Here is a 686-nt window from a genome sequence, read left to right as displayed (position 1 = left end):
CGCTTCGTTACGCAAAGCACATGGCAGGTACAGCTTGCCATGTGCTTTGCTCCACTACGCGTCTCGGCTTAACTTAGGCGTTAGGCGCACATGGCAGATCCTCTACACCCCGTAGAAAAGGTACCTAGCTTAGTAGGTGAGCTGTACGCACTTGTTGCGCAGCTAGAGGCACTTTTCCCAAGTCGGCGGTTTACTCCGGACGGCCACTTGGTCGGAAGCATTGGTGAGGTTATCGCTGCGCATCGCTACGGCTTGGAACTGCTTCCACATTCGGCTCGGGGCCATGATGCACACGCGCCTTCTGGCGCGCTGGTAGAGATTAAAGCCACGCAGCGTGGCTCCGTGGCGCTTCGCGAACAGCCAAACCACCTGATCGTTCTGCACCTCTCCAAGCAGGGCGAGGCCTCGGAGGTCTATAACGGGCCCGGCGCTCTGGTCTGGTCTGCTGCCGGCGCGATGCAGCGCAATGGGCAGCGGCCGGTGTCGCTGTCAAAGCTCCGTATGCTTATGGCGCAGGTACCAGAGGCATTGCGCCTTCCGCAGTGTGCGCCTAACAATTCATTCAAGCCGACGCCGCTTCGCGGCGCGGCTTAATTCAGGCGTTAGGTTGCTAGGGAGAGTTCTATGCGCATCCAGTCTGTGGCGCTGCTATGCACGGCCTTCATCCTTACTGCCTGTACTTCGAC

At 59.0% G+C, this 686-nt stretch carries 1 protein-coding gene; it reads left to right on the top strand.

Translation table 11 applies throughout. From position 1 onward, the window contains the following. Positions 1–90 precede the first annotated feature (90 nt). Positions 91–594 (top strand): DUF6998 domain-containing protein, encoded by a 504-nt coding sequence (locus ACW5F0_RS14730; RefSeq protein WP_456966289.1) that lies wholly within the window; start codon positions 91–93, stop codon positions 592–594. Positions 595–686 lie beyond the last annotated feature (92 nt).

It is taken from the genome of Luteimonas sp. A534 (assembly GCF_054072805.1).
This window is presented reverse-complemented; position numbering and strand designations above follow the sequence as displayed.